At 73.3% G+C, this 24,925-nt stretch carries 17 protein-coding genes and 1 pseudogene; 14 read left to right on the top strand and 4 right to left on the bottom strand.

Going from position 1 to position 24,925, the window contains the following annotated elements; genetic code table 11:
- Positions 1-46: 46 nt before the first annotated feature.
- Positions 47-1,021 (bottom strand): lysylphosphatidylglycerol synthase transmembrane domain-containing protein, encoded by a 975-nt coding sequence (locus AB0A61_RS15585; RefSeq protein ID WP_361291852.1) that lies wholly within the window; start codon positions 1,019-1,021, stop codon positions 47-49.
- Positions 1,022-1,180: 159 nt separating this feature from the next.
- Between AB0A61_RS15585 and AB0A61_RS15580 the strand changes: the two genes are divergently transcribed.
- The 10 genes from AB0A61_RS15580 (at position 1,181) to AB0A61_RS15535 (ending at position 14,689) form a co-directional block, all read left to right on the top strand.
- Positions 1,181-3,082, top strand: a complete 1,902-nt coding sequence (locus AB0A61_RS15580) for an ABC transporter ATP-binding protein (protein WP_361291973.1) — start codon at positions 1,181-1,183, stop codon at positions 3,080-3,082.
- A gap of 93 nt (positions 3,083-3,175) precedes the next feature.
- Positions 3,176-3,304: a hypothetical protein gene (locus tag AB0A61_RS15575; protein ID WP_361291850.1), complete on the top strand. Its 129-nt coding sequence runs from the start codon at positions 3,176-3,178 to the stop codon at positions 3,302-3,304.
- A gap of 357 nt (positions 3,305-3,661) precedes the next feature.
- On the top strand, positions 3,662-3,823 hold the full coding sequence (locus tag AB0A61_RS15570; RefSeq protein ID WP_361291848.1) for a hypothetical protein: 162 nt from the start codon (positions 3,662-3,664) through the stop codon (positions 3,821-3,823).
- Between the two features lie 177 nt (positions 3,824-4,000).
- Positions 4,001-5,896 carry a hypothetical protein gene (locus AB0A61_RS15565; protein WP_361291846.1) on the top strand — a complete coding sequence of 632 codons (1,896 nt, stop codon included), beginning with the start codon at positions 4,001-4,003 and terminating at the stop codon, positions 5,894-5,896.
- Entirely contained in the window at positions 5,889-7,496 is a 1,608-nt protein-coding gene (locus AB0A61_RS15560; RefSeq protein ID WP_361291844.1) for a SagB family peptide dehydrogenase, read from the top strand. The genes AB0A61_RS15565 and AB0A61_RS15560 overlap by 8 nt, the downstream gene beginning before the upstream one ends.
- A 144-nt stretch (positions 7,497-7,640) precedes the next feature.
- Positions 7,641-7,823 carry a hypothetical protein gene (locus AB0A61_RS15555; RefSeq protein WP_361291842.1) on the top strand — a complete coding sequence of 61 codons (183 nt, stop codon included), beginning with the start codon at positions 7,641-7,643 and terminating at the stop codon, positions 7,821-7,823.
- Between the two features lie 112 nt (positions 7,824-7,935).
- Positions 7,936-9,879: a TOMM precursor leader peptide-binding protein gene (locus AB0A61_RS15550; RefSeq protein WP_361291840.1), complete on the top strand. Its 1,944-nt coding sequence runs from the start codon at positions 7,936-7,938 to the stop codon at positions 9,877-9,879.
- Between the two features lie 16 nt (positions 9,880-9,895).
- Positions 9,896-12,514, top strand: coding sequence for a lantibiotic dehydratase (locus tag AB0A61_RS15545; RefSeq protein ID WP_361291838.1), 2,619 nt, complete (start codon positions 9,896-9,898; stop codon positions 12,512-12,514).
- Complete coding sequence (locus AB0A61_RS15540) at positions 12,498-13,514, top strand: thiopeptide-type bacteriocin biosynthesis protein (protein ID WP_361291836.1); 1,017 nt, start codon at positions 12,498-12,500, stop codon at positions 13,512-13,514. The genes AB0A61_RS15545 and AB0A61_RS15540 overlap by 17 nt, the downstream gene beginning before the upstream one ends.
- Entirely contained in the window at positions 13,511-14,689 is a 1,179-nt protein-coding gene (locus AB0A61_RS15535) for a thiopeptide maturation pyridine synthase (protein ID WP_361291834.1), read from the top strand. The genes AB0A61_RS15540 and AB0A61_RS15535 overlap by 4 nt, the downstream gene beginning before the upstream one ends.
- A 119-nt stretch (positions 14,690-14,808) precedes the next feature.
- Here the strand turns inward: AB0A61_RS15535 and AB0A61_RS15530 are convergent, their stop codons facing one another.
- On the bottom strand, positions 14,809-17,613 hold the full coding sequence (locus AB0A61_RS15530) for a LuxR family transcriptional regulator (RefSeq protein WP_361291832.1): 2,805 nt from the start codon (positions 17,611-17,613) through the stop codon (positions 14,809-14,811).
- 603 nt (positions 17,614-18,216) lie between these two features.
- Between AB0A61_RS15530 and AB0A61_RS15525 the strand changes: the two genes are divergently transcribed.
- The 4 genes and pseudogenes from AB0A61_RS15525 to AB0A61_RS15510 all read left to right on the top strand — a co-directional run bounded on the left by AB0A61_RS15525 (position 18,217) and on the right by AB0A61_RS15510 (position 22,164).
- Entirely contained in the window at positions 18,217-20,526 is a 2,310-nt protein-coding gene (locus AB0A61_RS15525) for a glycosyltransferase family 39 protein (protein ID WP_361291830.1), read from the top strand.
- A gap of 355 nt (positions 20,527-20,881) precedes the next feature.
- The gene (gene leuD, locus AB0A61_RS15520) at positions 20,882-21,640 is read left to right on the top strand and encodes a 3-isopropylmalate dehydratase small subunit (protein WP_361291828.1); all 759 of its coding nucleotides are present in this window, start codon (positions 20,882-20,884) and stop codon (positions 21,638-21,640) included.
- 57 nt (positions 21,641-21,697) lie between these two features.
- A pseudogene (locus tag AB0A61_RS15515) lies at positions 21,698-21,928 on the top strand (MbtH family NRPS accessory protein).
- Positions 21,929-21,984: 56 nt separating this feature from the next.
- A complete protein-coding gene (locus tag AB0A61_RS15510; RefSeq protein ID WP_361291826.1) occupies positions 21,985-22,164 on the top strand; it encodes a hypothetical protein in 180 nt (59 codons plus the stop codon).
- 135 nt (positions 22,165-22,299) lie between these two features.
- Here AB0A61_RS15510 and AB0A61_RS15505 read toward each other — a convergent pair whose 3' ends face one another.
- On the bottom strand, positions 22,300-22,818 hold the full coding sequence (locus AB0A61_RS15505) for a hypothetical protein (protein WP_361291824.1): 519 nt from the start codon (positions 22,816-22,818) through the stop codon (positions 22,300-22,302).
- 102 nt (positions 22,819-22,920) lie between these two features.
- Positions 22,921-24,876, bottom strand: coding sequence for an amino acid transporter (locus tag AB0A61_RS15500; protein WP_361291822.1), 1,956 nt, complete (start codon positions 24,874-24,876; stop codon positions 22,921-22,923).
- Positions 24,877-24,925: the final 49 nt, after the last annotated feature.

The raw sequence follows: 24,925 nt of genomic DNA, 5'->3' as shown, positions 1-24,925 counted from the left end.
CCAGGGCCGATGCCGGTCTGCCGGGGCCGTCAGGGGGCGCGCGGAGTCAGATCACCTTCAGCCGGACCAGGGCGCCGAGCGTCAACGCCCCCGGCACCAGCGGGAGCCAGACGGTGATGATCCGGTAGGCCAGGACCACCGCCGTGGCGACCGCGGCCGGCCCGCCCGCCGCCACCAGGGCCACGATGAGCGCGGCCTCGACCGAGCCGAGGCCGCCCGGAGTGGGCACCAGCGCGACGGCGACCGTCGCCGCCAGATACGCCAGGGCCATGTGCGCGGGCGGCACCGGAAGCTCCAGTGCCCGCCCCACCGCGGCCAGCCCGGCGGCCTGCAGCGCGGGGAAGGCGAGCGAACCGCCCCACAGGGCGAGCGCCCGCGCCGGGCGGGTGTGCACCGAGCGGGCCTCGTTCAGGGCGGTGCGCAGGAACCCGAAGGCCGCGGTGCGCAGCCGGCGTACCACGACCAGCGCGCCGGCCGCGACGACCAGGACCGCACCCGCGGTGAGCAACAGCGGCCCGATCGCACCGGCGGGTACCAGGTCCCCGAGCCGCAGCGCGTCCGGGAAGGCCAGGAACAGCACCGCCAGCAGGGTCACCCGGGCGATGCTCTCGGCGAGCAGGTAGAGGGCGAGCGCGGCGGAGGAGCGGGCGAGCGGAAGCCCGCACACCGTCAGGAACCGCAGGTTCACCGCCCCGGCGCCGAGCCCGGTGGGCAACAGGTGATTGGCCGCTCCGGCGGCGAACTGGGTGGCGAGCAGCCGCCGCCTGGGCAGCCGCTCTAGCACCGCGCCCTGCCGGGTGACGGCCGCGGCCACCCAGGTCAGACAGGTGGCACCGGCCGCGACCAGCAGCCACGGCCACTGGGCGCTCCTCAGGTGGGTGAAGCCCTCGGCCAGCACGGAGCGGTGCTGCACCGCGGCCACCGTGACGAGCAGGAGCGGCACCAGGCACAGGGCCTGGCGGACCGGGACGCGACGGGGGAGACGTCCGGGCGGGAGATCGGGGAGTTGGACCGCTGTCACATCCGAAGAGGTTTTCCGCGCCACGCCAACGGCGGGTTGCGGAATGCGGGACAGCCGCTTACGGGCGGACAGCGGATGCGAAGGCGGAGTCCTCGGCTCCTGCGGGGCACACACATTGACCTCAACGATGCTTGAGGTTCTAGGTTCTCTCCCATGAGCATGGAGACCACCGCCTGGACGCAGCTGCACAGCGTCATGACCGCCCAGCAGGAGCGCCGGCCGTTCGCCCGCGCGACCCTGCGCCGCATCGCCGCCTTCGCCCGGCCGCACCGCCGCCGGATCGCGCAGTTCGTCGCCCTGGGAGTGGTGACCGCGCTGCTCGCCGTGGCCACCCCCGTGCTCGCCGGCCGCGTCGTCGACGCGATCGTCTCGCACGGCGACGAGCGCACCGTCGTACGCCTTGCCCTGCTGATCGCCCTGATCGCGGTGGCGGAGGCCGCGCTGGGCATCCTCGGCAGACGGCTGTCGGCGACGCTCGGGGAGGGGCTCATCCTCGATCTGCGGACGGCAGTGTTCGATCATGTGCAGCGCATGCCGGTCGCGTTCTTCACACGCACTCGTACGGGAGCGCTCGTCTCCCGTCTCAACAACGACGTCATCGGCGCCCAGCGCGCCTTCAGCAACACCCTGTCCGGCGTGGTCAGCAACGTGGTCACGCTGCTGCTCACGCTCGCCGTGATGCTCACCCTGTCCTGGCAGATCACCCTGCTCGCGCTGGTGCTGCTGCCGGTGTTCGTGGTGCCGGCCCGCCGGATGGGCAGCCGGATGGCCCGCATGCAGCGGGAGGCGGCCACGCTCAACGCGGCGATGGGCACCCGGATGACCGAGCGCTTCTCGGCCCCCGGCGCCACCCTGGTCAAGCTCTTCGGCCGCCCCGAGCAGGAGTCGGAGGAGTTCGCGGCCCGGGCCCGGCGGGTGCGGGACATCGGCATCCGCACGGCGACGGCCCAGTCCGCGTTCATCACGGCGCTGACCCTGGTGTCCTCCCTCGCGCTCGCCCTGGTCTACGGACTCGGCGGCTTCTTCGCCCTGCGCGGCACCCTCGAGCCGGGCGCCGTGGTGTCCCTGGCGCTCCTGCTGACCAGGCTCTACGCACCGCTCACCGCACTCGCCGGCGCCCGCGTCGAGGTGATGAGCGCCCTCGTCAGCTTCGAGCGGGTCTTCGAGGTGCTCGACCTCCGGCCGCTGATCGAGGAGCGGCCCGACGCCCGCGCGGTGCCGGACGGCCCGGTCTCGGTCGAGTTCGACGCCGTCCGCTTCGGCTACCCGTCGGCCGACAAGGTCTCCCTGGCCTCGCTGGAGGAGGTCGCGACCCTCGACACCCGCGGCGGTGCCGAGGTCCTGCACGGCGTCTCCTTCCGCGCCGAACCCGGACAGACCGTGGCCCTGGTCGGCTCCTCCGGCGCCGGGAAGTCGACCGTCGCCCAGCTGCTGCCGCGCCTGTACGACGTCGACGAGGGCGCCGTGCGCATCGGCGGCGTCGACGTGCGCGACCTGAGCTTCGCGGCGCTGCGCTCCACCCTCGGCATGGTCACCCAGGACGGCCACCTCTTCCACGACTCGGTGCGCGCCAACCTGCTGCTGGCCCGCCCCTCGGCGAGCGACGAGGAGCTGTGGGACGCCCTGCGCCGGGCCCGGCTGGACGACCTCGTGCGCTCCCTGCCCGACGGCCTCGACACCGTCGTCGGCGAACGCGGATACCGGTTGTCGGGCGGGGAACGCCAGCGCATGACCATCGCCCGGCTGCTGCTGGCCCGCCAGCGGGTCGTCATCCTCGACGAGGCGACCGCCCACCTGGACAACACCTCCGAGGCGGCCGTTCAGGAGGCGCTCACCGAGGCGCTGCAGGGCCGCACCGCGGTGGTGATCGCCCACCGGCTGTCCACGGTGCGGGCCGCGGACCTCATCCTGGTCGTCGAGGCCGGTCTGGTCGTCGAACGCGGCACGCACCAGGAGCTCCTGGCGGCCGGCGGCCGGTACGCGGAGCTGTACCGCACCCAGTTCGAGCGGCAGCCGGGCGAGGCGACGGCGGACATTCCGGCCGGGGAGGCGGTGGCGTAGGGGGCGCCGGCCGGGGGCGGTTGTCCTCGGCCGCCTTCAACTCCTCGGCAGAGCAACACCGCCGACACCGGCCTCGTCGTCAACGGCGACGACGTGACGATGTACGGCCTGTGCGCCGAGCACCTCCAGAAGTACCGGACCATCCGGCACGGCAACCGCGGCCGCACGTACTTCCACCAGAACGAGATGCGAACTCGTCGGCCGACGTGGCGAATCTCCTGAGCTGTCCGTAGCTGTTCGTGGGCGCGCCTTCGGCCAATCCGCCCGGAACGCGCCCTTCGAGGAGTATGGTCCGAGGACGCGGAGGTAGGTATCCCGCGCGTGAACGTGCCTCGGCACGGCGAGTAACCGTGGAGGTCGCGGTGCCCGTACGCGTAGCAGAGATGAGAAAACCGCCCCGAGTCTCACATCGTTTCCCGCGCCGCGCAGCCGAACGCGGCGCACGCGAGAGCCGCCGGGCGTCCTCGTGGACGAGCGATCCCGGAGACAGCCAGTGGAAGGCCGTGTGGCCGGCCGGCGCATCCCCCGTCGCCGGCGGGCCACTCACCGACCACTGACCCTCTTCCTGGAAGGCTCGACATGGAAGCTGCCGGGTGGGTGACGGCCGCCCTGGCCGGTATCGCCGGAGGCATCTCCGTCCTCGGATACGTCTTCGACCAGGTGCCGCCGCTGTCAAGGAAGGCCATCGAGGCCGTCCGCTCCCTGCGCGCCCTGCGCGAGGAGGTCAAGCGCATCAAGTGAGGCGTGGCCGCCGCATCGCTTCCGGGTGTGGCGGCCACACCCGAGGACACGGGACGGCCCGCAGTGCGGGCGCTCGGAAAGTCTGTGGTGCGCCCTGGGGCCGGCCCGTGAAGACGCGCGCGGGTACGGGCGTGACACTCGGCTCGTCACCGAGCCGACCACGACCCGAGGCGGGCGATGCAACCGAAACTCAAGTCCGACGTGCTGTACGTTCCCACGCGCGACGGCGCCCACGTGTTCGGCGCCGGAGCCGATCTCACACTCACCGGCGCGGCCGCCCACCAGTGGCTGGACCGGCTCGCTCCGCACCTGAACGGTGCCACCCACCTCGACGACCTGGTCCGCGGGCTTCCACCGGAGAAGAGCGCCGCGGTACGGGCGTTGGTGGACCGGCTGTACGAGGCCGGCTGCCTGACCGATGCCGCCGAGGACCTGCCGCACGACCTCACCGACCGGGAACGGGACACCTACGCGGCGGAGATCGCCTTCATCGACTACTACGCGGACTCGGCGGCGCGCCGGTTCCAGACCTACCGGGACAGCGCGTTCGCCGTCGTCGGCTGCGGACCGGTCTTCGTGTCCCTGGTCTGTGCCACCCTCCGCTCCGGAGTGCGCCGAGTGCGGGCCGTGCGCACCGAGGAGTCGCCGACCGACACCGGCCGGCTCGCCGAGCTCGTCTCCGAAGCCCTCGGGCGCGACCCGCTGCAGAGCGTGGACCACGTCTGCGCCGACGGCCGGGCCGCACTCCGCGCCGCGCTCGACGGTGCCGACGTGGTGCTGCAGGTGGCGCCGGGACCCGCTGCCGAGCGCGCGCAACTCCTTTACGACCACTGCCGGGAGCGGGAGATCCTGCTGGTGCAGGGCGTGGTCCTGGACGACGTGGCCTGGCTGGGGCCCGCGGGCAAGGACTGGCGGTCGGCCTGGCTGCGGCTGGGCGCCCGGCCCCCGTACCGCACCGGCGAGTTCTGCACCGGTCCGGCCGCCGCCGTCGTCGCCTCCCACCTGGGGCTGGCCGCGCTCAAGGCGGTCACCGGCATCGCCACGGCCGAGGACTCCATGCTGACCCGGATCGACCTGGAAACGCTGCGCACCTCCCGGCACAGCGCCCTGCCGCACCCCGTGGCACACCCCGTCCCGGCCGAGGGCCGCGCGGAGTTCGCCGAGCGGATCGAACGCCTCGCCGCTGTGGCCCCGTTGGACGAGGAGGAGTTCTCCCGCCGCGCGGCCCGGTGCTTCGACCCGTACGTCGGTGTGCTGGGAGAACTGGACGAGCAGGACTTCCTCCAGATGCCGTTGCACGTGACCGAAGTCCGCACCCGCGACGGCGGGCCCGGTCGCGTCTTCGGCAGTGGCCTCGACTTCGCCGAGGCCCGTGGCCGGGCCGCGCTGCGTGGCATCGCACGGTACGCGGCGACCGCCGCCGACCCGCGCGGAGCGGCGTCCGGCCGGGTGGTGCGGGGCTGGGACCCGCACCACCGCCGCGCCGTCGAGGTGCCGTTCGCCGACGCGTTCGCGGCGGGCACCGGCCTGGCCGCCGAACTCGGCTGGGACGCCGCCGTCACCGACGGCCTGGCCCAGCACTGCGCTGACCTGGCCCTCGCGGACCTCGCGGACGGCAGGGTGCGGCCGGTCGCCCTGGACGCCGCGGCCACGGCGTGCGAAGGCCGCGCCCGCCGTCTGCTGGACCTGCTGCGCGCAGCCGGGGGCACGACAGGCCTGGCCGACATCGGCGCCCGCCTCGGCATTCCCGTCCTCGCGTGGTGGCAGGGCGGCGAGCCGGTCGCGGTCACCTGCGGGCCCCGTGCCGTCGCCGACGGCCTGGAGCGGGTCGTCCTGCACCGGCAGGCCGCCCTCGACGGCGGCGGCCCCTACGCCCCGGCCGGCCCGGCCCGGCTCGGCCCGCCACCCGGCCCTCACCCCCGCGCGGCGGCGGTGGCGCCGCCGGACCGCGACGCCATGCTGCGGGCCCTGGCGGCGCGCGGGCGGCAACCGGTCGTGGTGCCGCTCGACCACGATCCGGCGGTGCACGACGTACTGCCCTTCGTTCTCAAGGTGGTCCTGGCAGATGGCTGACACCCCGACGGCCGCGCCGCCACTGAGCCTGCGGTTCTGGCAGCGCACCTTCGAGGACGTGCGTGAGCTGTTCGCGGAGGGACAGGGCGAGGAGGGCGGCCCGGAGGACCCGTTGCCCACCAAGACCTACCGCGGCCTGCCCCGGCACCCGCTCAGCGCGCCGGCGCGCGCCATCGGGGACGCCCGCTGGTCCTTCGCCGGCCACCGCCGCGCCCACCCCGCCGGGCCGCCCCGCCGCGACACCCTCGACGAACCCGCGGTCTCGGCGCTGCTTCACCACGCCTACGGGCTCGCCCGTATCGAACTGGGACCGCACGCGGTGTGGCCCCATCACCGCACGGTCGCCTCCGCCCGCTGCTTCTATCCGGTGGAGCTGTACCTGTGGACGGCCGCGGCCTCCCCCGGCCTGCCCGCCGGCTGCTACCACTACGACCCCGCACACCACGCGCTGACCCGGCTGCGGGAAGGCGGGATCCCCGAGACGCTGCGGACCGCGACCGGGACGGGGACCACGGCCGCGCCCCCGCACGCCCTGCTGGTCGTCGCCGTGCACTTCCGCAAAGCGGCGTTCCGCTACCGCGACTACGCCTACCGGCTGTGCGCGCAGGAGGCGGGCATGACGGTCGGCAACCTGCTCATGGCCGCCGGCGCACTCGGCCTCGGCGCCCGCGTGCACCACCGCTTCGACGCCGACGTGGTGCACCGTGCCGTCGGCGTGGACGGCGACGAGGAGGCCGCCTTCGCCGTCGTCGACCTCTCGGCCCGGCATCCCGTCGGTGCGCCCCCGGCCGACGCGGACGACGGCGATCCGCTGCCCGCCCTCGAACCCCACCACGTACGGCGCAACCGGACCGACTCCCGGCTGTGGGCGGGGCTCCGCGCACTGGACCGTGCCGCCCGCGGCGAGCCCGTTTCGTCCGCCCCCGTCGACGAAGAGGCGTTCCACGTCCCCGCTCCCGCCGGCTGCCCGGCACCGGTGCCGCTCGACGACGCGGCCGCCCCGGCGCACGTGGAACTCGCCGACGCCCTCAGGGCACGCGACTCCGGGGGCCGAATGTTCCTGCCGCAGCCCTGCGAACTGCCCTTCGACGGCATGCAGTTGCTGCTCCGCCACGCCCTGGAGCCGGTCCCCTCGGACCACGCCCCCGCCGCCCTGCGGCCCCTGGTGGACTGTCACGTCCTCGTACTCGGCGTGGCCGGCCTGCCCGCCGGCCTCTACCGGATGGACCCGTCACCGGCGCTGGTGGCACAGCCGGCACCCGACTGGCCGGCGGTGGTGTCCATGCTCTGCGAGCGGACCCCGTCGGTGAACGCGGCGAAGGCCAACGCGATCGTGTTCCTGAGCGTCGACCGGCAGGCGGGGGAACGGTGGTTCGGCGCTCGCGGCTACCGCGTGCTGCACCAGGAGGCCGGTGTCGTGGCCCAGCGCATCAGCGTCCTCGCCGCGGCCGCCGGAGTGTCCGCGCGGGTCACCAACGGATACGACGACGCCGACGTCAGGACCCTGACCGGGGCGGACCGGGACGTCGTGCCGGTCTTCACGCTCGTCCTCGGACGCCGCAGGCCCACCGCCCAGTACGAACCGCCGCTCATCTGGTGACGGTTCTGCGGTCCTGCGGTCCGGCCCCCGGGTTCCTGCGGTCGATTCTGCGGTCGCACCGTGAAGACCTCGGACCGGCGAACGCCCGACAGTGGCTCACGGACCGAAAGCGGTCCAGCCAGCATCCTGGAGAAAGGAGACCCGATGGAGTCGAACCTCGTGCTCGACCTCGCCGACCTGAGCGCGGACGAGCTTCAGGTACTGCCCACCTCGCCGGGCGCGAGCCTGGAGTCGGTCAACGTCGGCCACGCCATGGTCGAGATCGGCGCGTCCAACTGCACCTCGACCGGCACGCCCGCGAGCTGCTGCTCCTGTTGCTGCTGCTGACCCCGGTCGGCACCGCCGTGTCCGGTGGGCCCGAGCCCGCCGGACACGGCACCGGGGCACCGTCACCCACCGGCCCCGCCGCCGAAGCACACCCCCGCCGAAGGAGGAGACGTTGACCGAAGCCGCCACGGCACCGACCTCCCGACCCGCCGCCGCCGTGCTGGGCAAGGGACTGCTCGCCGACGCGCTCCGGACCGCCGTCTCCCGGACCCACCGGCTCGTGCCCGCAACCGACCCCGCCTGCGGCGCTGTCGTCACCGCCGACGACGCCTGGAGTCCTGGCACCACGCCCGTCCGGCCCGACCTGCCCCGGCTGGCGGTCCGCACGGAGCTCGGCAACCTCGTCGTCGGCCCGCTCGTCCTCCCCGACCAGCCGGGCTGCGCCCACTGCGCCGACGTACGGCGCGACCGGGCCCTCGGCCCGGACAGCCCGCGGGCGGCCCTGCGCGAGCGGTTCGCCGATCTGCTCGCCGACCGGGCCACACCGGTCCTGTCGGGCTGGGCCTGCGAGGTGGCGGCCTCCCTCGTCACGGCCGACCTCGCGGATCCCGCCACCGCGCGCACGCTGCGCGCCGTCGCCGTCCTCTCGCTGACCCGCATGACGGTCGACGTCCACCCCTTCCTGCCCGACCCCTCGTGCCCGCACTGCGGCGGGCTGCCCCCGGACGGGCCGCCCCTGCTCATGGCCACCCCCCGCCCCAAACCGGACCCGGACACCTACCGGATGCGCGACCTGGCCGAGGACTGGGACCTGCTGGTGCGCACCTACGTCGACGGACGCACCGGGGTGATCCGGCAGCTCGACGTGCGCACCGACTACCGCTACCCCATGGTGTCCGCCCCCGTGCACCTGCCCGGCGCGGAGGAGGAGGCCGGATTCGGCCGCGACCTCGACTACGCCGGCTGCGCCCGCACGGCGCTCGCCGAGGCGCTGGAGCGGCTCGGCGGAGCCCGCCCCGGTGGCCGGCGCTCCGTGGTCCGCGCCGCCCACCGGGAGGTCGCCGACCAGGCCGTCCACCCGGCCGACCTGGGGCTCTACCCGCCCGAACGGTACGCCGAGCCGGGCTTCCCCTACCCGCCGTTCGACCCCGACGCCGAACTGACCTGGGTATGGGGCCACTCCCTCGGCCGCAACGCCCCGGTGCTCGTCCCCGAGGACTACGCCTACTACCGCACCCGGCACGGCAACCCCCTCGCCCGCCCGCTCGCCTACGAGGTGTCCAACGGGTGCGCCCTGGGCGGCTGTCTGGAGGAGGCGGCGCTGCACGGGCTGATCGAACTCGCCGAGCGCGACGCGTTCCTGCTGACCTGGTACGCGCGGCTGCCCGTGCCCAGGATCGACCTCGCCACCGTCGCCGACCCGCGGATCGCCGTACTGGCCGAGCGGATCCGGCAGGACGGCGGCCACCACGTCATGGCGTACGCCACCACCCCCGACCACGGCATCCCCACGGCCTGGGTCATGGCGGTGCACCCCGCGCCCGGCGCCGAGCCCGCCGCGGTGTGCGCGGCCGGAGCCCACTTCGACCCCGAACGGGCCGTACTGAACGGCATGCTGGAACTGGCCGCCAACCTCGGCTGGAACAGATCCGCCCACCGCACGGAACACGAGCGGATCACCCGCATGGTGGCCGACCCCGAACTGGTCCGGGACATGCGGGACCACGCCCTGCTCTACTGCCATCCCGCCGCGTTCGACCGGTTCGACTTCCTGATGGGCGACCCGGTGGGCCGGCCCGTCGAGGAGGCCTTCCACCGGGCCGACTGCCGGCCCCGCGGCCGCGACCTGCGGGCCGACCTGGCCGAGTGCGTCGAACGCTTCACCGCCCTGGGCCTGGACGTCGTCGTCGTCGACCAGACCACCGACGAACACCGGGCGGGCCGCCTGGCCTGTGCCAAGGTGATCGTTCCCGGACTGCTGCCGATGACCTTCGGCCACCGGATGCGCCGCACCCACGGGCTGCCCCGGCTGCTGGACCTGCCCGCCCGGCTGGGCCACCGGCCCGCGCCGCTGGGCCCGGCCGACGTCAACCCCCACCCCCATCCGTTCCCGTGACCCGGCGACTGGAGCCATGACAGAGGACTTCTCAACCCCGGACACGCTCGGCGTGCGCGTCGGCGGACTGCCCGCGGCGACGCTGGACGAGCTGCGCTCCCCGGACCTGTGGCGGCAGATCGGCACGGTCCTGGCGGGGGAGCGCGCCCTGACGTCCGCCACGGAACAGCTGTCGGACGAGCTGTACCGCCTCATCGGCACCGCCGGCACCGGCAAACCCCAACTCGTCGCGCTGCGCCGGGCGGTGCACAACCGGCGGCCGCTCAACGCCCGCTGCTGGAACGACGACGTCCGCGCGCTGCTGCCACCATCCCTCGAACAGGCGGTACGGGACTGGCTGCGCCGCACCGCCGAACTGGGCCGGGCGACGGCACGGCTGGACGACCTCCTCGACCACCACACCCGGGCCGGGCACGCCCTGCTCCGCAAGGCGGTCGCCGACCCCGCCGTCCGGCACGGGCTGGTGCTCAGCAGCCCGGTGCTCCACGAGCAGCTGGGCAAGTGGCTCGCCCGGCCCGACGAGACGCCACCCGACCGCGGCCTGGCGCAGCGGCTCGCCAAGTACCTGGCCCGGATCACCGTGAAGACGACCCCGTTCAGCACCTTCACGGTCAGCGGGCTCACGCACTGGAGCACCGGTGAACCGGGCGGTCCCGCTCCGGACTTGACGGTCCGCAGCGTGGTGGAGATCAACGTCTGGCTGGTGCAGCAGATCGTCCGCGAGCTGAGCCGGCACCCCGCGGTGGCGGCGGGGCTCGGGCTGCGGCTCAATCCGAGTGCCGTGCGGGCCGGGGACCGCTGGGAGTTCCTCGGCCCCGGTCCCGAGGAGCCCCTGCGCGCGATCGCGGCCACCCCGGCCGTCCAGGTGTGCGTGGACGCGGTCACCGAGACGGACCGCACCCGAGCCGCAACGGTGGCGGAGGTGGCCACGCGCACCGGCAGCCCGCTGCCCCGTGCCGCCGACTACGTGGCGCGCCTGGTGGAGCTCGGACTGCTGGAGACCGTACGGCCGTTCGCCGACCAGGACCTGGACCCGCTCGGCGCCCTGCGCGCCTGGACCGAGGCCGCCGGCCCCCAACTGGCCGGTGTCCGCGCCGGACTGGACGCCGTCGCCGCCCACCTCGACGGCTACCCCCGACTCACCGACCCCGAGGAGCGCCTGCGCCGCCTGCGCGCCGTAGAGGCAGGCCTGCGGCGGGTCTCCGCACAGGTGGCGGAACTGACCGGCACCGACGGCCTCGACCTGCCCGCCAAGAACACCTTCGTCGAGAACGCGGTGCTGACCACCGCGCCCGCCGGTCCCGACCGGCGCGTCTGGGCCCCGGTCCTGCGCGACCTGGACACCGTGCGCCGCCTGTACGCGCTGCTGGACCCGGCGCTGCCCGGGCGGGTGGCGCTGGCCGACGCGTTCGCCGAGCACTTCGAGCCCGGCGCGACCGTACCGCTGCTGACGTTCCACCGCGCGGTCCAGCAGTGGCTGCGCGAGGATCCCGGCCTGCCCCCGCTGCTCAGCATGGGCACCCATGGCTACCGCGCGCTCACCGGTCACCGCCTGCCGCGGGTCCGTGCCCTCGCCCGCGCGCGGGAGGAGCTGTGCGCAGCCGCGCTCCCGCCGGCCGGGGGCGCGGACACGGTGGAGGTGGACCGGGCCCGCCTGGCCGCCCTGGCGGCCGACTGGCCGTCGTGGATGCGCGCACCGGACTCGGTGGCCTTCTACGGCCAGCCCCACGGCACCGAGGACGCCCCCCGTTTCGTGGTGAACGCGGTGAACTCCGGGCACGGCCGCGGGCGGGACCGCATCGCCCGCCTGCTCGCCCAGGCGGGTGCCGGCGCCGCGCCGGACCGGCCGGGACCGGCCGACGGTGTGCTCCTCGCCGACACCTGCCGTCACTTCGGCAGCAACGTCGGACTGCGCACCTCGCTCCTCGCCAACGAGATCGACTACCCGGAGGGACGCAGCCTGCGCGGTCCCGGCGGACGGATACCCCTGGCCGATCTGGAGGTGCGGCACGACCCGGCCCGGGGGCTGCTGACCCTGCGCTCGCACAGCCGCGACGCCGAGGTGCGGCCCGTCCACCCGAACCTGATCGCGGAACTGTGGCTGCCCCCGGCGATCCGGCTGCTGTTGCAGGCGTTCGGCACGACGTCGAACCTGCTGATCCCCGGCCGGCGGATGTTCGGGGACACCTCGCTGGACGCCGTGGACGGCCTGCTCGCCGAACCCCGCGTGGTGATGGGCGAGGTGACCGTCAGCCGCCGCCAGTGGGTGTTCCCGGCAAGCTCGGTGCCGGTGCGTGCCCCGGCCGAGGGCGATCGCCGCCATCTGCTGAGGCTGGCCGAGTGGCTCGGCACGCACGGCATGCCGACGCGCTGCTTCGTACGGGCCCTGGACCCGGCCTCCGTGGTCGAGGGAAGCGTCTGGCGCGTCAAGTCACGCAAACCCCTCTACGTCGATTTCGCCAACCCGCTGCTGGTCGGTGTCTTCGAGCGGCTTCTCGGCAACCGGGACCAGGTGCTCTTCCTCCAGGAGGCGCTGCCCGACCCGTCCGACTTCCCCCACCACGGGGCCCACGGCTCCCGGGTGACCGAGTACGTCATCGAGATCAACGGAGGACACGATGTCCCACGGGCATGAGCCGCTGGACCCCGCGGCGGCCGACGGCGCCGACTGGGTGTGCGCGCACATCTTCTACGACACGGACCAGGACGCCCTGCTGACCGGCTGCGTCCGCCCGCTGGTGCGTGAACTGACCGACGCCCGGGTGGTACAGCGCTGGTTCTTCCTGCGGTACTGGGAAGGCGGCCCGCACGTGCGCCTGCGGCTGCTGCCCCGGCACGAGGACGACCGGACGCTGGTGGAGAAGCGCCTGCTGGAGCAGGTCCGCGCCTTCCTGGCCCGGACGCCGTCGGCGGACGTGGTCGACCGCTCGCGCTTCGCCGAGGTGGCCCGGGGGCTGGCCGGCCTGGAAGGCAGGTCCGGTCACGACCAGGCCGTCCGCCCCAACAACAGCGTCGAACTCCTGCCCTATGAGCGGGAGCACGGCGACTACGGGTACGGACCGGCCGTGGCCGCCGTGGAACGCCACTTCCACGAGTCCAGCGAGCTCGCACTGTCCGTGGTCGCCGCCGGGACCACCGTGGACCAGCGCGCCCTGCTCGCCTTCGACCTCGTCGTCGGCGTGTTCGCACTGTGCGACGAGGTGCGCGAGCAGTGGGCCCGGCACGGCGGGCCCCCGCTGCCCTTCGGCAGCGGACCCGAGGCCCCGGACGTCGAGGAGCGGTACCGCGTACAGGGGCCGCAGTTGCGCCGCCGTGCCCTGCGCGCCTGGCAGGGGACACGCGAAGGAGGGGACAGGGGCCAGCGGGCGTACTGGGCGGCGTCCGTGCGGCGGTTGCGTGAGGCGCTGCACACCCTGGAGGACAGCGGTGGCTTCGCCTCGCAGTGGGCCGACTCGCCGCTGGCCGCACCGCTCAACCTGGCCGGCACCGCCCACCCGGCCACCAGCCTGGTGCTGCTGCGCTGCGCCCATCTGGTCAACAACCGGCTGGGCCTGACGCTGTGGCAGGAGAACCAACTGCGCTTCCTGGTGGGCCGGGTGCTCTCCGACCTGCCCGAGGCGGCGACCGCGTCATGACCCCGGCCGAGTCCCGGTGGCACAGCATCCACGTGCACCACCACGACGAGTCCACCGAACCGGACCTGGTGCTCGACGCGGTGCGTCCCGCCTTCGAGGCGGTCGGCGACGCCGTCGCCCGCGGCTGGTTCGGCCGGCACTGGCTGCGCGGCCCGCACCTGCGCCTGAACTTCCGTACCACGTCCGCGGACTGGGAACGCACCGTGCGCCCGACGGTGACCGGCACGCTGGCGGCGTACCTGCGCGAGCGTCCCTCCCGCGCCCGACTGGACGAGGCGGAACTCGAGCCGGTGCACCGCCGGCTCGCGCGGCTGGAGATGGAACCGGGCCCCGTGCGCCCCTGGGTGCCCGACAACACCGTGCGGGAGCAGCCCTACGACCACCGGCTGCCGGTGCTGGGCTCGATGCGGGCGTCCGAGTTGCTCGCCGACTTCCTCTCCGACACCAACGACATGGCCTTCCGCATGTACGCGCACCTGCGCGGCCGAGCCGCCCTGCCGGTGCTCGCCCTGGACCTGATGTGGACCACCGTCGCCGAGACGGCCATCCCGTTCCACCGGGACGACGCCCCCATCGCGCGCGGATTCCTCTCGCTCAGATCACACGCGGACGCCTTCCTCTCCCGCACCGGCGACCCGGGCGGGTACCGGGAGCGGTTCGACGAGCGGTACCGGCGCCAACGCCCCGCGCTGACAGCCCGGTTGCGGGCGGTGGAGGCCACGCTGGCGGGGACCGCCCCGGACGGCGCCGCCCTGCCGTTCGTCTCCGAATGGGCCGAGACCGTGCGGCGCCATCAGCACACCGCCCGTCCGCTGCTGGCGTCCGGCGAGGTGTCGATGCACGGAGCGGCGATCGCGCCGCGCATGCCGACCCGCCAGGTCACCGACTTCCACCGGCTGCTGCGGTCGGACCACGGGCATGACGACTTCGTCACCGACGACCAGTGGTTCGCCTCCTTCCGCCTGATCGTCAACTACCTGTACATCCACCTGAACCGCATGGGCCTGAAGCCGGTGGACCGGGCGCTGCTGTGCCACCTGGCGGCGTGCACGGTCGAGACGGTGCACGGAGTCTCGGCGGTCGACGCGTTCGAGCGGTACGTCGTGAACGAACCGGAGGGCGACGCGCCGGAGTGGGCCCGGCTCGGCGCGGAGTGGGCGGGCGGGGCGCACTGAGGGCCGACGTGCCAGTGCGGGACCGGCCAGGGACGGGAGCAGCCAAGGCCGGGGCCGGCCAAGGCCGGGACGCCGCCGCCCTCTCGCTCCGGCAGTCTGTCCTTCGGCGCCGGCGGTGGTCAGGGCCGCGCCGGGCGGGCGGCCGAGGGCACGATCTCCGGAAGCTGGCGCCGCCCCGAGATGCCGAGCTTGCGATAGGCGCCGGACAGATGGAACTCCACCGTCCGCACCGTGACGAACAGCCTCTTGGAGATCTCCCGGTTGGTGTATCCCTCCCTGGCCAGGACCAGGATCTTGAGCTCCTGGGGGGTCAGGACGGCCAGCAGCCGTTCCAGGCCGGGCTCGGCGCCGGCCGCGTCGGCCTGCTTGCGGGCGGTCCTGATCCGTTCCGCCAGCGGCCGGGCCCCGCACGCCTCGGCCAGGGCGAGCGCGGCGGCGAGCTCACGGCGCGCCGCGTCGTGACGGCCCGCCCCGCTGAGCGCCACGCCCAGGTCGAGCCGGGCGACGGCGAGTTCTAGCCGGGCCGGAGAGGCGGCCAGCAGATCCACGGCGGCGGCGACGGCATCGGTGCCGTCGGCGTGGTCGGAGTCCCGCGAGTCATTCGAGTCATTCGAGTCATCCGGTTCACCGGATGTCGCCGAGTTCGCCACGGCGAGCGCGTGCCGGGCGGTGCCGACCGTGCGCGGGGTGCCCCATCGCAGGGCGTCCGCCAGTTCGGCCGCGGCCAGCCGGGCGGCCTGCGCCGGCTGCTCCAGTGCGGTGAGCATCCGGGCGGCGTGCGAACGCCACGGTGCCACGGCGGGGTTGCGCACACCGCAGTCGGCCAGCAGCCGGCCGGCCGCCAGACAGTCCTGCACGGCGACCGCCAGGTCACCGGCGCTCTCCCGGGCGACCGCCCGGGCGACGAGGACGGTCACCGTGTCCTGACGCACCGGTACGTCGCCGTCCAGGCCGCAGTCGGCCAGCAGGCCGAGGGCGGTGTCGGCGTCGCCGCGCAACGCGTGCGCCTCGACCAGCGCCGCGATGCCGAGCGCCCCCAGCAGGTGACCCCGGCCGGCGGCCGCGCCGAGCAGGCCGGTGAGCGGGGCCAGCGCGTCGAGCACCCCGTGCAGGTCGCCGCGTATCCGGCAGATACGGCCCCGCAGCAGCTCGGCGGTGACGTGCTCCCACCGTCCGGGAAGGGCTCCGGCGACCGGACGGAGCCCGCTGCAGTGCGTCCACGCCTCGGCCAGTTCGTCGGCGTGGATGAGGGCCGTACAGCCGTGCCACACACAGCGCTGGGTACGCTCCCGGCCACCGGCAAGGGCGATGCGGGCCTGCCGCACGGCCGTCATCCGGCCGGCACCGTCGGCCACCGCACGTGCGGCACGCAACGCGGCCAGTTCCCGGCCGGCCTCGGGCGTGGCCGGCCGGGAACCGGTCAGCTCGTACGGCGGTTTGAGCGCGCGCGACAGCCAGCCGGGGCCGTCGAGACAGATGAACTCCTTGTGCGCCCGCAGCCGCCACACCTGCGCCGCGGCGTCCGCGCCCAGCTGGCCCGCGGTGTCGTCCAGGACCGCCACCGCGTCGGCGGGGCGCCCGCCCCGGGCGAGGAGACCGGCCAGGGCCATCGCGCAGCCGGTCACGGACTCCGGGTCCCCGGCCTCCGCCCGCGCCTCCTCCAGCCGGCGCTCCGTTCCCGAGGGGTCCACGAACTCGTCCAGTTCGGCCAGCTCGCACCGCACGGCCGAGCGGACCCGGGGCGGCAGCTTCTCCCGCAGCACCCGCCGCAGGTGCTGCGCGGCCTCCTCGGCCCGGCCGGCGCGTGCCAGGCGCCGGGCCGCGGCCATCAGCGGGCGCAGCGTCCAGTTGAGGTCCATCGGTCCCGCGGCCATCAGATGCCGGGCGACCTTGGTCGCGTCGAAGTGGCCGTCCCGCAGGATCTCGGCCGCTCGCAGATGCAGCGCGGTCCGGGACCCCACCGGGATCGCCCCGCGCACCATGTTCCCCAGCAGCGGATGGCGGAAGGTCAGGGGCGTGCGGTTGGCCAGCACCCCGTGCCGGACGAGTTCGTCGAGGGGCGGCAACGTCTGCTCCGGCGTCAGCTCCGCGAGCTGTGCGGCCAGGGAGATCTCGGCGTCCTGGTCGAGCACGGCGACGGCCTGGGCCAGGGCCAGCGCGTCCGGTCCGAGGCCGCCGAGCCAGCGTGCGCTTCCCGGCAGCGCGGCACGCTCCCCTGCGGCACGCAGCTCCCCCGCGGTGGGCGCGCCACCGGCATGGCCGTCGAGCAGCGACAGCAGCAGTCGCGGATTGCCGCCGGTCAGCTCGTGGCAGACCGCCGCGGACTCCTCGCCGAGGGCGGTCTTCTGCCGTGCCGCCGCCAGCTGGACGAGCGCCGCGGGGGACAGCCCGCCGAGATCCAACTGCTCCGCCCGCCAGGCGAGCTCGCCGACGGGAGGCTGCCCCAGGCCGACGTCGACGGCCGTCTCCGACAGCGCGATGATCGAGGGGGAGGGCCATTCCGCCTCCGAGACGGCGCGCAGCCAGCGCGTCGACCACTCGTCCATGCGGGGCGCGTCGTCCAGACACAGCAGCACCGGGCCGCGTGCGGTGTGCGCGGCGAACCTGTCCAGCAACTCGTCAAGCAACCGCGCGGCAGGGGGACTTTCGGCCCCCGTCCGCGCCCGGTGTGTGGATTCCAGCGACGTGAGGGCCACTTCGGCCGTCGCGAGGGGACGGTCCGGAGTGCGGCGGACCGGCGCGGCGCCCACCTGGAACCCGGTGTCCGCGGCGAGGCGGCCGAACGCGCCCAGCAACGCCGACTTGCCGATGCCGGGCTCGCCGCGGACCACCACCACGGCGGGGATTCCCGCGGCCGCCGACTCGATCAGAGCGATGAGCCGCGCCATCTCGGTCTCACGGCCGTGCAGCCCGGCAGAGGTCATTCAGGCGCCTCTTTTCGGTCCACGAAGACACCTCGAACGGGTGTTCCTGCGTGAAGATCACCCTACAGTTGACGTTTTTGCGGGGCAATGACACTTATCCGCCAACCTGGCCGCGGAATGGGCCGAATACGGGCCGCCGCGCGGAATCCATTTCAGGGGCTGGGGCAACCGTGGGTAACCGCGCGTGGTCCTGCCCGGTTCCGCCCGTGCGCAATCGGATCGTCACCCGTGGCGCTCCGGACGGCCGTGCGTTTCAAGACCGGCCGGCCTGCCGGGTGTTGGCGGGAATCGGGCGCTCAGCGCGCGCAGGCCGACGGTTCAGGCCACGGGGAGGTGCAGGTCAGCCGATCCGGAAGGCCCGGCGCCGTGCCGGCGTGGCGGTGCTCCTCGCCAGGCGCCAGGGGCGGCTGTTGTGCGGCTGCTGTGGAATTCCTGTGAGCGCGTGTCCATGCGCGGTGGTCCATCCGGTGGGTAAGAAAAAGCACTCCACAGATTGAAATCTCACCCGATCCGGTTAAAGAGTCTTCCCAGTTTTCATGAGAATTTCCTTGAACCGGCCTGTTCCGGCCTGGCGGGCCCGCGCGTCATCGAACACTGCTGTGCATGGCTACGACAGTCCTCGCCCCGACCGCCCCCACCGGCACCGGTCGCCGAGCACCCTGGAGATCGCCGGTGGACCAGCCCGCGTACGCGCGTCCGGTGCTGCTGGCCATCACTGTGCTCGCCGCCCTGCTCTACGCCTGGGGGATCGACCACAGTCAGTACCACACGTTCTACGCGGACGCCGTCCGCAGCATGACGAAGAGCTGGAAGGCCTTCTTCTACGGCTCCTTCGACCCCGGGAACTCCATTACTCTCGACAAACTGCCCGGATTCCTGTGGCCCCAGGCGCTCAGTGCCCGGATCCTGGGATTCCATCCGTGGGCGCTCATCCTTCCCCAGGTCCTCGAAGGAGTGGCCAGCCTGCTGGTCCTGCACCGGTTGGTGAGCCGCTGGGCCGGCGTCAACGCGGCACTGATCGCCGACACGGCGTTCCTGCTGACGCCGGTGGCCGTCGGTCTCTTCCGCACCGGGGTCGAGGACCCCGCGTTCACGTTGTGCCTGCTGCTGGCGGCCGAGGCCACCCAGCGTGCCGCCAGGGACGGCCGGCTGCGCCCGCTGCTGCTCGCCGGTGTGTGGGTCGGACTCGGCTTCCAGGCCAAGATGCTGGAGGCCTGGGCGGTGCTCCCCGCGCTCGCCCTGGTGTATCTGACGTCGGCTCCGATCACGCTGCGCAGGCGGTTGGCGCACCTCGGCCTGTCCGCACTGGTGATGACCGCCGTGTCGGCGTCGTGGATGCTGGCCGTCACCCTCACCCCGGCCGGGGACCGGCCATACGTGGATGGCACCACCAACAACTCCGCGTTCAGCATGGTGGTCGGCTACAACTTCCTGAACCGCTTCGCCTCGCTCGGCATCAGCGCGGCGTCCACGGGCAGCGTCAGCGCGACGCAGAACGGCGGCGGGCACGGCGGCTCCCGGCAGCAGGCCGGCCAGGCCGTCGGCACCCAGGGCGCACCGAGTGCGCGGGGCAGTGCGGGTGCCTGGGGCCCGGCAGCCGCGCAGGCCGCCGGAACGCGGGCGGGCGCCGCATACCGGGCCGGCGGAGGGCGCCGGGCCGGTGGCGGCTTCGGCGGTGACCAGAACGGCTGGTCGAAGATGTTCGGCACCTCGCTCGCCTCGCAGACCGGCTGGCTCTACCCGTTCGCCGCCGTCTCCGTCGTCTGCGGTCTGCTGTGGCGCCGGGGCAAGGCGCGCACCGACCGGATCCGTACCGGATTCCTGCTGTGGGGAACCTGGCTGGCCACGTTCTTCCTCGTCTTCAGCGCGGGCAGCGTCGCCGGCCACACCTACTACATGGGCGTGATCGCGGTACCGCTCGCCGCGCTCACCGGCGGTGGCATCGTGCTGATGTGGCGCGCCCACCGGGCCGGCGGCCGCCGGGCATGGGCGCTGCCGGGCGCGGTGGCGGCGACGGCGATCTGGAGCGCGTACCTCGCCGGGCAGTTCCCGTCGTTCCTGCCGTGGCTGGCGCCCGGGGTGGGGGTGCTCGGCCTCACCGCCGTCGTGCTGCTGGCGTCGTCCCGTTCCGGTCGTTCCCCGCACGGCGGCCGGCTCGCCCTCGCCGGGCTGGCCGCGTCCCTGGCCGCCGTGCTGATCGCGCCGAGCGCATGGGCCGTGCAGGTCTTCAACCCCTCGTCCGGCAGCTCCGGCATGGGCGCGGTCGGCCCGTCCGCCACGAACCGCGGCCACGGCTCGGTGAACCTGGCGGGCGGCCGGATGGGTGCCCTGCCCTGGGGCAACGGCCTGGCAGGCGGCGACCGGGCGAGCCGGGGCAAGGAGGCGAGCCGCCAGGGCATGGGCGGCGTCAGCGTCCTCAGCCAGGACGGCGGACTGAACCCGGCCCAGCGGAAACTGCTCGACTACACCACCGCGCACCGGGGTTCGGCCACGTACGTCTTCGCCACCACCAGCTGGAACGCGGCCTCTCCGTACATCCTCGCCACCGGCGCCCCCGTCCTGCCGCTCGGTGGCTTCAGCGGCAGGGTGCCGTTCCCGACCCAGGGGCAGTTCCGGCAGTGGGTCTCTTCCGGCAAGCTGCGGTACGTGCTGGTGGGCGGCGGCCGCGGCATGGGCGCCCTGTTCGGCGGCGCCGACGAGACCACGGCCGCCACGCAGATCACCGACTGGGTCCGGTCCGCCTGCACCCGCGTCCCGGCCGCCGCCTACGGCGGCACGGACCCCACCGGCGCCACCCCTGCCGTCGCGGACCCCACCGGCAGGACCCCTGCCGTCCCGGGCCGCCCGGCACCCACTGGGGAAGGAACAGCCGCCCAGACGCTGTACCGGTGTGGCCCCGGCGGGGCCGACTGAATGCCGGGGATGCGCAAGTAGTGCCGGAGGCCGTTCACGGCAGAGGAGCGGCCGCCGGTGAGGACCCGAAAGCTCTACGCGCGTCAGACGGTGAGCCGGGCTCGGCCGCGCCCGATTCGTCCGGGGCAGCGCGGCGAACCGGGCGGCGACCTCCTCGGCACGCGGGACCGAACGCTCCCCGGTGGCCCGGCCGACCGCGACGGCCTCGTCCAGCAGGCGCCGCGCCTGCGCCGGCCGGCCGGCGTCGAGCAGGGCGGAGGCCAGCTCGGCCAGCGCTCGCGCGTACCGTCCGCGGGCTGCCGTGCCGGCGAGCACACGTACCGCGGTCCGCAGATGACCGAGTGCCGCCGGGCCCGTGAGCGCGACGCCCGTCCAGAGGTGGACGGCGCCGACGGCGCCCGGTGCGCTCCAGGTCTCGGCCGCCGCCAGGCTCTCGGCCAGCGTGCGCCCGGCCGCCTGTGGGTTCGCGCAGGCCTGCGCCACGCCGAGAAGCGGACGCCAGGGCACGACGGCGGGCCATCAGGGCACCGCGGTGCCGCTGATGCGGTCCAACGTCAACACGGACGACATCGTCCCGGCCCGGTTCCTCAAGTCGATTCGCCGCACCGGCTTCGCCCAGCACCTGTTCGCGAACTGGCGCTACCTCGGGGACGGCCGCACACCGAATCCCGAATTCCCGCTCAACCAGCCGCGTTTCGAGGGCGCGAGAATTCTCGTGGCGGGCGAGAACTTCGGCTGCGGCTCCTCCCGCGAGCACGCGCCGTGGTCGCTGCGGGAGTACGGATTCCGGTGCATCGTCGCCCCGGGCTTCGCGGACATCTTCCACAACAACTGCTTCAACAGCAGCATTCTTCCGGTCAGGTTGGAGGCGTCGGAAGTCGACGCGATCTTCGGCGCCCTGACCAGCGGCGCGGCGCCGAGGCTGCACATCGACCTGCCGACCCAGTCCGTGACGACCGAAGACGGACAGGTCTTCCACTTCGACGTCGACCCCTTCAAGAAGAACTCCGTGATGGAGGGTCTGGACAACATCGGATGGACCCTCTCGCACCGGGACCAGATCCTCGCCTACGAGCAGCGCCGCAAGCAGGAAGCGCACTGGCTCTTCATCTAGACCACGTGGCACAAGGCACCAAAACGCGCCCCCGACAGCACAGGCTGGAGAACGTCAATGGAAGCAAATGAGTTGAAGGTTCTCGTCAATGACGAGGAGCAGTACTCCCTGTGACCGCAGTACCTCGCCGTTCCCGCGGGTTGGAAGGAGACGGGGACCGTCGGCTCCAAGGAGGAGTGTCTCGAGTACGTGAAACTCGAGTACGTGAAACTCGAGTACGTGAAAGAGGTCTGGGTCGACATGCGCCCCAGGAGTCTGCGCCGGCAGATGGAGCAGTCGGCCGGCTGACCGGCCCGAGCACGGCACCCGTAAGGAAGCCCGTAGAAGTCATGGAGGAGCCACCCATGGATGAACTCGTCGAACGTCTTTCCGCCGAGGGTCAGAAGGCCGTGGCCGGCGGCCCCGGGCCCTCTGTGGAGGACCTGCAGCGGCGTATCACCGAGATGCGGTACGTCTTCATCAAGTTCCCCGACACGCGCGGCGGCAGGCTGTCGCCGAACTCGGCCACGGCAGGGTCGCGTTGAACGCATGGACTGCCGTCGGCTGTCCGACCGCGACGGCCACCTGGGGCGCGCCTTCCCCGGTCACACCCTCGACGACGGGCAGAGCGGCATCGGCGTCGTGCACCACGTCCTCCTTCCGGACGGCCCGGAGCGCCGTCAGGAAAGCCCCGACACACGAAGTACCGCCTGCATCGTTTCGTCGTCGATGCGGTGACCCAGTCGCTCCAGAACGTCCGTTCCGTGGCGCAGCGTGCCGCGCTCGAGGGAGCGGTGGACACCCGTGTCCAGTTCGTGCCAGAGCAGGGGGTTGGCCGTGAGGGTTCGGGGGTCGAGTTCCAGACGGTGGCCGTGGATGTCGCGCAGGACCAGGTGGGAGGAGACGCCGTCGTACTGCCGTACGGCCGTCAGCGCGTCGGTGTGGACGACGTGGCGGCGCCAGGGCGTGCGGACCGCCAGCCAGCCGGGGCCGGCGCTCACCCGGGGCGGCAGCAGGACGGCACCCACCGCGGCGGACACCGCGACCCACAGCAGACCGCGCAGCGCGGTAAGGCTTCCCGCATCCCAGTCGACGAGCAGCGCCATGCCGCAGAACAGCAGTGCGCAGCTCACCGCGAGCCGGGCGCTGCCGCGCCAGTGGCGGTCGCCGGCCGGGCCCCTTGGTCCGTTCCGCTGCACAGAGCCGACGCTAGGCGGCCCTGCCGGGTCCGGCGACCGGCGCTGACGGGGCCTTGACGGCAGAGGAGTGGATCCTGACGGAATCCTTACGTGGGTGCCCGGTCAGCCGGTGTGGACGCGCGGGCGGCGCTCGCGATCCGGTTCCGCTTCGCGCAGGACCTCGCGGGTGACGGGGGCGACCTCGCCCTGGCCGAAGAGGAAGAAGCGCAGGAAGTTGGCGAACGGGCCGCCCTCGGTCCACTCGAAGTAGACGTGCGGGGTGCAGCCGGTGGTGTCGCGGACGTGGAGGAGGAGAGCGGCGAGCGCGTTGGGTACGGAGGCGGACTCCAGGGTCAGAACGCGGTAGCGGTCGTGCAGGACCTCGCCGCGCACGGTCAGGCTCGCCTCGAACTCGGAGGGGTCGGTGACCGTGACCTCGACGAAGACGAAGTCCTCCGAGTCCGGGATGTCGTTGTCGTTGCGGATCTGCTCGACCTTGTCGCGGTACTCGGCCTTGTCCCGCAGGCCCGGCTTGTTCGCGATGAAACGGATGCGGCGGTGGGCCATGTCCCGGACGAACCGCTCCGCCATGTCGTCCAGCTCGACATGTGTGACACGAAGTTCGAAGGCGCGAGCAAGGCGGGACAGCAGTGACACCAGGATGATGCCGGCGATGAAGCAGGCACCGATCTTCACACCGTCCGGGCGCTCGATGACGTTCACGACGGTCGTGTAGACGAACACCGCCGCGATCACGCCGAAGCCGATGGTCCAGCCACGCTGCCCCGCTTTGTGAGCCGCGATGGTCACCGCGATGGCGGCCGAGGTGATCAGCACGAGCACACCGGTGGCGTAGGCGCCGCCCTGTGCGTCCACGTCAGCGTCGAAGATCCAGGTCACCAGGAACGCGACCAGGGTGAAGACGATGACCATCGGGCGCACGGCGCGGGCCCAGTGCGGGGCCATGCCGTAGCGGGGCAGATAGCGCGGCATGAGGTTGAGCAGGCCCGCCATCGCAGAGGCGCCGGCGAACCACAGGATGGCGATCGTGGAGACGTCGTAGACCGTGCCGAAGCCGCCGCCGACATACTCGTGGGCGAGGTAGGCGAGGGCGCGGCCGTTGGCCTGGCCGCCGGCCCTGAACTCCTTCTCCGGGATCAGCAGGGTGGTGATGAAGCTGGTGGTGATCAGGAAGCCGCTCATGATGACGGCGGCCGTGGTCAGCAGCTTCTTGGTGTCCCGGATGCGTCCCGTCGGCTTCTCCTCGGTGTCCCCGGCATCGCCCTGGACGTGCGGCATCACGGCGACGCCGGTCTCGAAGCCGGACAGGCCGAGGGCGAGTTTCGGGAAGACGATCAGTGCCAGGCCGACCATGACGAAGACGTTGCCGTGCTGGGCCGTCAGGGCGCTGCTCCAGTCGGTGACCACTTGGCCGGCGGTCACGACGTGCCACAGACCGACGACCACGACGACCACGTTGAGTCCGAGATAGACGCCAACCAGGGCGAAGGCGACCCCGATCGCCTCCAGGAAGCCCTTGAGGAACACCGCGCCGAGCAGCGCCACCAGGAACAGCGTGATCACCATCTGGTGGCCGTGCAGCGCGCTGGTCAGATGCGGGTTCTCCACCAGGTGGGTGGAGGCGTCGGCGGCCGACAGCGTGATGGTGATGAGGAAGTCGGTGGCCGCGAAGCCCAGCAGGGTGAGCACGAACAGCTTGCCCTGCCAGAACGACAGCAGCCGCTCCAGCATCGCGATCGAGCCCTCGCCGTGCGGGCTCTCCTCGGCCACCCGGCGGTAGACCGGCAGGGCACCTGCCAGCGTGACGATGACCAGCACGATGGTCGCGATCGGTGACAGCAGACCGGCCGCCAGGGCCGCGATGCCCGGCTGATAGCCGAGGGTCGAGAAGTAGTCGACACCCGTCAGGCACATGACGCGCCACCAGCGCTGGCCCTTGTGCGGGGGCTCCGGCGCGGCATGCGGTCCGGTGTGGCCGCCGTGCTTGCCCATGTCGGACAGCCCCTCCAGCATCCACGTTCGCAGGCGGCTCGGCGGTGGGTGTTCGGTGGTGGCCATCGACGTGCACTCCTGATGTACGGCTCAGTGCGGGGGTTCCGGCCATCAC

The sequence above is a fragment of the Streptomyces sp. NPDC046197 genome (genome assembly GCF_040646295.1).
Classification (GTDB): Bacteria; Actinomycetota; Actinomycetes; order Streptomycetales; family Streptomycetaceae; genus Streptomyces.
Note: the sequence above shows the minus strand (reverse complement) of the source record. Positions and strands in the feature narration are given on the sequence as shown.